We start from the raw sequence: 6821 nt of genomic DNA, 5'->3' as shown, positions 1-6821 counted from the left end.
CAATCTGTGCAAAACACCGGCCACAAGCGCCAATACCGCGAGAGCGGTTTCGTCCTCGTCCGCAATGCAGTCATCTAAGCAGGTGGAACTGAACGTCCGCTTCCGCGCAACACTGAGCCGAACTGGTTTTAGCAACTGTACTACTAACACTCTGTTAGAACACAGTGTTTTAGGTTACTGTGTTGTACCCAGCGTTTGCCCTACCTGCCCTACATTATCGCTATCATACAGTTTTTCGCACACCACGTTTTCGCGCCAATTTATCCTTTACTTTCAATAGCCTATTTCAAACACAAGTCTTTAAAATCCTCGTGTCGGTGGTTCGATTCCGCCCCTGGGCACCATTTTTACCATAAAAACAAGGCACTCGAGCATCGCACAGTTTTTAATTCCTGCGTTGCACACTCATCGCGCTGTAACGTTTTTCGCTTTGTCACGCCAAATATATGTCTCGTATGTGTGCCTGCGGGCGTGTGTGTGCCTGCGTGCGGGCGTGCACACGTAAACACTTATATATATTTAGTGTTACAAAACAGATATATATACTATTGTTGTTTAAAATCAGACACTTAAACTGTTACAAAAAATGTCACAGCCGGAAAAAGCGCCAAAAAGTGTTACAACGTTGTTTTTAAGAGATTTTATCCATATTTGACCGATTTTGAGGCCAAAAAGCGTTATGAAATGGTGTTTTTATGAATCGCTAATCCGATTAGGGGCCCTTTTATGAAGGGCTAATCCGATCAGTAGCGCCTCTGCGGCCGTCTGCAGACGGGTCAGGAATTGCCTGTTTTGGTCGCTCCATTCTTAAGCAAAGCAAAAACTGTGACAAAATCCGGTGCCGAGATGCGGTCAATTTCGAGGTAGCGTCTACAATTTTCGCCGCATGGCTGCGGCGTTGGCAGCGCTGTATGGCGACCTCATCAGACCTGAGCAGATAAGTGCAGTCAGCCCATCGTAGCAGGTTGTACGTTCTGCATTCGCCGGCGCAGCATCTGACACAGAGGGCGGAAACCAGACATTAGCTGCGCGCGCTCAGATTCTCGGGCGGCCCTGCGAAAGCTGCCGTTCATTTGGTGATCGACCTCAGGAATGCTGCGTACGACCTAGTGACAGCAGAGAGCCCGTTGTACCGATGTTCTGTGTCGCAGCGAAGGTTCGGTTTTGTGCGGGAAATAGAAAAGCCCCAAAGTGCCGGCCCATATGCCACCTGTCGCGACGCCGCCAAACACAGTCGTATTCGCGGACCCAGAGGCGGCCCGATCCGACGTGCTGCGTGCAGATGCTCCGCGCGATTTAGTTGCGCTGTTCAAAACTGTGGGAGCGACCTCAGTTTTTGGATTCGATAGTCCTTTAGTAAACAACACCACAGGAGAACGCAAAATTGACCAAACATATGAAGTGAAATAGGCTGGATAAATGAAACCGCTTCTTTTAATTATCGCATACCTGTTCGCTGTTACATTGCCGTTGATTTTGTCCTGGTTGACCGGAGCACCACCACGACCGTTCCACCAAGAACTCGCATCCGGTCTTGGCATTCTTGCGTTCTCAATGGTTCTTATGGAATTCGTCTTGTCTGGTCGCTTCAAGGGTATTTCGAAAGACGTTGGCATGGATGTAACCATGCGGTTTCATCAGGTCATGGCGCGCACGGCACTGGGTTTTGCCTTGCTACACCCCTTCCTCTACCAAGGTACGCCTTCCGGAGGTCAGCGCCCTTGGGACCCCACGCGACAACTAACAATCACTACTGACTTTTCTGCTTTGTCTACAGGCATTGCCGCCTATCTGCTTCTTCCAAGTCTTGTTCTTCTGGCAATCGGACGCACTCAACTGGACTACAAATACGAAACTTGGCGCCTGATGCACGGGATCGGCGCGCTCTTGATCGCGTTGCTTCTGTTGCATCACACTGTCTATGCGGGACGATATGGATCACAGCCTGTGATGACCTGGATTTGGCTAACAATGACAGGTGTTGCAGTAGGATCGCTACTTCATGTTTACCTGCTAGCGCCTGTTCTGGACAAAGCGCATGCGTGGCGGGTGACCTCAGTGACTCGATTGACGCCAAAACAATGGGAAGTGACCGTGAAACCCGATGGTCATCGTGGTCTTGACTATAATGCTGGGCAATTCGTCTGGTTGAATGTGGGGCACAGCTCATTCTCGATGAAAGAAAACCCATTCTCCATTTGCTCCGCACCTGGGGGCGGACCGGAAATATCGTTCATGATAAAAGAGCTTGGCGACTTTACACGAACCATTGGCCAGATTGACTCCGATGCGGTCGCTTATCTTGATGGCCCTTATGGCAATCTGTCTGTTGATGACCGCACCGAACCTGGGGTCGCTCTGATTGCAGGTGGTGTGGGGCTAGCGCCGCTACTCGGCATCCTCAGAGAAATGCGCCTTGCCAACGATCCGCGCAAGGTGAGGTTGATCTATGGAAACCGGATGGATGATCAGATTGCCTATCGTGACGAATTGGGAACACAGGACGTGGTCTATGTCCTGTCAGAACCGCCAGAAAACTGGCACGGAGAGACAGGCTTCATCGATGCTGCACTGATAGATCGCGTTTTTTCACCAAAAGAGTTCAGCGAATGGGTCTTTGTCATGTGCGGACCCGCGATCATGATGGATACTGTTGAAAATCATCTGATTGAGAGGGGTACGCCCTCGCATTGTATACTGTCGGAGCGGTTCGACTATGACTAATCCATTCAAGCATATGAGTCTGCGGCGGCGGGTTTCTTTGACGGTCTGGGTTCTGAACATCATTCTATGCTTGATAATTCTAGCCTTTGCCCTGCGCTAAATCATGCCTTTACAGTTGTCCTTTGGCCTCGATTGTGTCGCAAATGTTGCACCACTTAAAGACTACTTAATATTCGTTGCGGCCGGTGAGGATCAGACGCAACTGCTTGTCCATTTCAAAAATTGCGAAAAATACGGCGCCGATGCGCCAGCATAAATGGCCGCTTCGGAGTAGCCGCAACGCAGCGTTTGTGAAACGACCAATGTCCGGCAAGGCCGCGTTTGCGCTCGTTGTTACACATTGCTCGAAGGTCGGGAATGTCCGCATTGTGTGAATTCAGACATCACTCGATTTCGCGGTTGCGGCGAAAGTCCGGTCTGACGGGCCGCACCGCAGCAATATTGACGCTTGGTCAATGGCCGGTATGGGCCGAAACTTACCGGCGCTACTGCAGGCGCATTTTGGAAGAAAGGGGCGGATTGCGGACGTTTGCTGCAGTGGCAAAGGAAGTGGATAGGCACAGATGGCACCGGGTGAGCACTCATCCTTCAGATGGAATAAGCGGAGTCATTTCTGCGCATCTTATACATCGTCGATCTTGCGAATAACGACCCGACCAACAACTCTGACAAACACATCAAATGAGATATTCCATCGCCGCAACAAAAAACATTTATGATTTGGACATATATCAATGCCCCCCCCCCTGAGCTGGTCAACTTAAGTCTCAAAATAAGTTTAGGAGAGAATAATGCGCTTGATGAAAACAATGAAATCCTCTGTTGCACTCACAGCGGCCGTATTGCTCACAGGGGTTGCCGCCAGCAGCTTCTCTGGCACGTCAATGGCAGCGTTCGCACAGGAGGACGGTTCTGGTGGCCAAGCTCAAGGCCAAGGCAATCAAGGTGGTCAGGGACAGGGTAGCCAAGGTGCTCAATCTGGCCAAGGCAATCAAGGCGGATCTGGCTCGGGTCAAGGTGGGCCGTCTGCGGATTCCGACGGCACAGGGGGGCAATCAGGCGGACCTTCCGACACCAGTTCCGGTGGTGGCAAGCCCGCTTGGGCACAAGAAGGTATCCCTGAAGTGGAACTGGGGCGCCTCAGCGTTGCACGTTCGCCCGATCAGGTCCTCGAAAGATCGCTCGAAGAAGCACTTTCGACTTGGGATGCAGTGACAATGGAAGACTTCTACAGTCTGCCATTGGAAAATGCCGATGTATCCATCCTGAGTGAGCTCAGCCTGAATTGGGACAATCTGACAATCTATGATTCGCCCCTTCAGAACCTCGCTCTGATGAAGGACATCCTTGAGGATGGTGATAGCCAGTTGGAAGTAAACAACGACACTGATGTGTTGATGGCTGTATTTCTTGGGGTCGCCTCTGACAAGACAGTGCCCATCACAACCGAGACCGTTATCGCCGTTACAACCATCCTAGGTTACCCAATTACGGGTGACGATGCAGAGGATTTGGCTAAGGACGCTGAAGCAGTTCGCATCGCCGTTCTTGCCGGTCACGGCTGAACGCACCACGCTGCCCGCAGGTTCTCCCACCTGCGGGCAGCCACTTCATTTGGCAAATTCCTACAGGAGGTTCGCAATGCTGATCCGGCACAACCTTGCTTGGGGCAAGGCCCCCAAACTCTCTATATCGGCGCTCGCTATCACGATTGGGCTTGGTCTCGTCATGACACCAAGTCTCAGCAGCTTTGCTTTGGCCGATGGGCATGAAGACGGCGACACAACCCATACCGGCGGCCCAAAGGGCCCCGGCGGACAGGGCAGTGGTGATGACCACACATCAGGTGGTGACGACCACACATCAAGTGACCATGAGACCGACACCGAGGATCACAGCGACCATGAGGGTGGCCAAGGCGGCCCGAAGAATGGCGAAGAGGGCCAAGGCCAGGGTCAACAAGGCCAAGGTGGTGGCGGCTCGGGTCAACAGGGCTCTGGGGGGGAATCCGGTCGCCCAGTTTGGGCGCAGGAAGGTATCCCCGAGGTCGAACTTGGACGGTTGAATGTGGCACGTTCACCGGATCACGTTCTGGACCGCGCCTATGCGGAGGCAGTGGGCAGCATGACGCCGGAGGTTCTGACCTTTTATAGCCGCGATCTGGAAGAGATGATCACGGAGCTTTCGCTGAACTGGGAACAGGTGGACTTTATCGATTCGCCCTTGCAGAACCTTGCGCTGTTGCGCGAAGCACTCGACGGTCCATCGGTCCTGACCACAGAAGAGATAAACACCAACAAGGACACCTTGATGGCGGTATTCTTAGGCTCTGCGTCGGACAAAAACATTCCGATCACAACGAATACGGTCTTGGCATTGACAGCGATATTGGCGCGACCAATGTCGAAGGAAGATGCTGAGGCACTCGCGACAAATGCAGAGCGTATTCGCGCCGCAATTTTAGCCGGACATGGCTGAAGAACAGGAAAATGCTGCAGTCCGTTGTTAGGATGGAATATCTCGGTACGATGGATTGATCTAGAAAACCCAAGGAGAGCAGAAAAGTGCATATTTTTAAGTCTTTTGCCGTCGCATTGACGACCTCTGTCGGCTGTCTGGCCTTTGCAGCGCCAAGCGCAGGGCTTGCTCAGACGACTGATGTGGCGTTCGGGCAGAATGTGGCGAGTGTTACCTATGGCCCCTATGTCCGTTTCGAACTCGGGGGCGCTCGTCACGACCTGTCTGACGCATACTGGCTGCCTCCGGGGGAAGACGATCCGCGGATCAACTTTGGCCCCATTCCCAACGATGATTGGCGCGGTTTTGGCGGGGCAGCTATCGGCTATGATTGGCAAAACGGGTTCCGCGCCGATGTCTCGCTTTTCTCGACGGGTACGATTGGATTAACCGCGCCCTGCATCGGTGTCGTGGAGGACCCATCTCCATGTAGCGAACACGCCGACATTACAGATACATCCATCGAGAGTAGCGGGCTGATGGGCAACGTGTTTTATGCACCGTTGGAAGCGCGCGGATCAAACGCGGTTCTACAGCCATTTGTTGTCGCGGGCCTCGGCTTTGCGCGCAATGAAATGGGGTCATGGACCCGTACCAAGAATGAAGACAACGAAACTGAAGGTCCCACCGTTCGCACCTTTGAAGGTGCAACCAGTACCGATCTTGCATGGTCGGTTGGCCTTGGCGCATCGCTGCAACTCACGCGGCCAGGGAAATGGCCAGTCATCCTTGAGGCGGCATATCGCTATTATGACTATGGAAGCGTTTCTGGCGGGGTTGATCCAATCGGAGATACGAGATCATCCGCGCGGCAGGGGTTTACGCTTGATCACACTGACCAGGTTATCAGCCTTGCGATCCGCGTTCCCCTTCAGCGCTTTTGATCACGGGCATTACGAAAGCAAATCGACTTAGCTCTATTTGAGGATAAAATGTTTCGCACCATTTGCGTTGCCGCAGCACTTACCAGCTTATTGTCTTGTGCTCAGCCGACGGATTGTCGGAACTGGACGACGTATCAATTCTTTGTCACGGCATCTGTTGAAGACGTGGCCGGTTGCATTGCTGCTGGCGCAGACGTCACCATGACGGATGAGGATGGCGGAACCGCGCTGCATTTGGCGGCTTTGGGTGCCCAAGACCCAGCTGTCATTGAGGTGCTGATCGCTGCTGGTGCTGATGCCGGGGCGCGCGATAAGGCCGCGCGAACCCCGCTCCATTGGGCGGCCCTTATTAACGAAAACCCTGTGATCTTTGCGGCGCTGATTAATGCTGGCGCTGATGTCAACGCGAGGGATGTGTGGGGACAGACCCCGCTGTATCAGGCAACGTTAGTTTCCAAGAACCTTGCGGTCATGGAGGTGTTGATTGCTGCTGGTGCTAAATGAAGGCTGGTTTATGTGTTGCGCTGGAGTTTGCTAGTAGCTTGTTCGGTCGGCCATGCGGGCAGATTATCGTCGCGCGCGATCGCCGAGCTTGAGTTCAATTCAAGGGCAGTGAGCCTCGGCGACGGCAGAAATGTCTAAGAGTCTGATTCAAAACTAACTGAACGTTCTCAATTTCTTGCGAGATGCCGTGTG

General features: G+C 52.9%; 5 protein-coding genes. All 5 read left to right on the top strand.

Annotation, left to right across the window (positions count from 1 at the left end):
- Window positions 1-1419: 1419 nt before the first annotated feature.
- On the top strand, window positions 1420-2724 hold the full coding sequence (locus tag QZ197_RS13805) for a ferredoxin reductase family protein (RefSeq protein ID WP_296432710.1): 1305 nt from the start codon (window positions 1420-1422) through the stop codon (window positions 2722-2724).
- 791 nt (window positions 2725-3515) lie between these two features.
- Window positions 3516-4289: a hypothetical protein gene (locus QZ197_RS13800; protein WP_296432707.1), complete on the top strand. Its 774-nt coding sequence runs from the start codon at window positions 3516-3518 to the stop codon at window positions 4287-4289.
- A 76-nt stretch (window positions 4290-4365) separates the two neighbouring features.
- Entirely contained in the window at window positions 4366-5202 is an 837-nt protein-coding gene (locus QZ197_RS13795; RefSeq protein ID WP_296432704.1) for a hypothetical protein, read from the top strand.
- Between the two features lie 86 nt (window positions 5203-5288).
- Entirely contained in the window at window positions 5289-6125 is an 837-nt protein-coding gene (locus tag QZ197_RS13790) for an outer membrane beta-barrel protein (protein WP_296432702.1), read from the top strand.
- 48 nt (window positions 6126-6173) lie between these two features.
- Window positions 6174-6629 (top strand): ankyrin repeat domain-containing protein, encoded by a 456-nt coding sequence (locus QZ197_RS13785; RefSeq protein ID WP_296432699.1) that lies wholly within the window; start codon window positions 6174-6176, stop codon window positions 6627-6629.
- The last annotated feature ends 192 nt before the right edge of the window (window positions 6630-6821 follow it).

The organism is Yoonia sp., from assembly GCF_017854415.1.
Classification (GTDB): domain Bacteria; phylum Pseudomonadota; class Alphaproteobacteria; order Rhodobacterales; family Rhodobacteraceae; genus Yoonia.
This window is presented reverse-complemented; position numbering and strand designations above follow the sequence as displayed.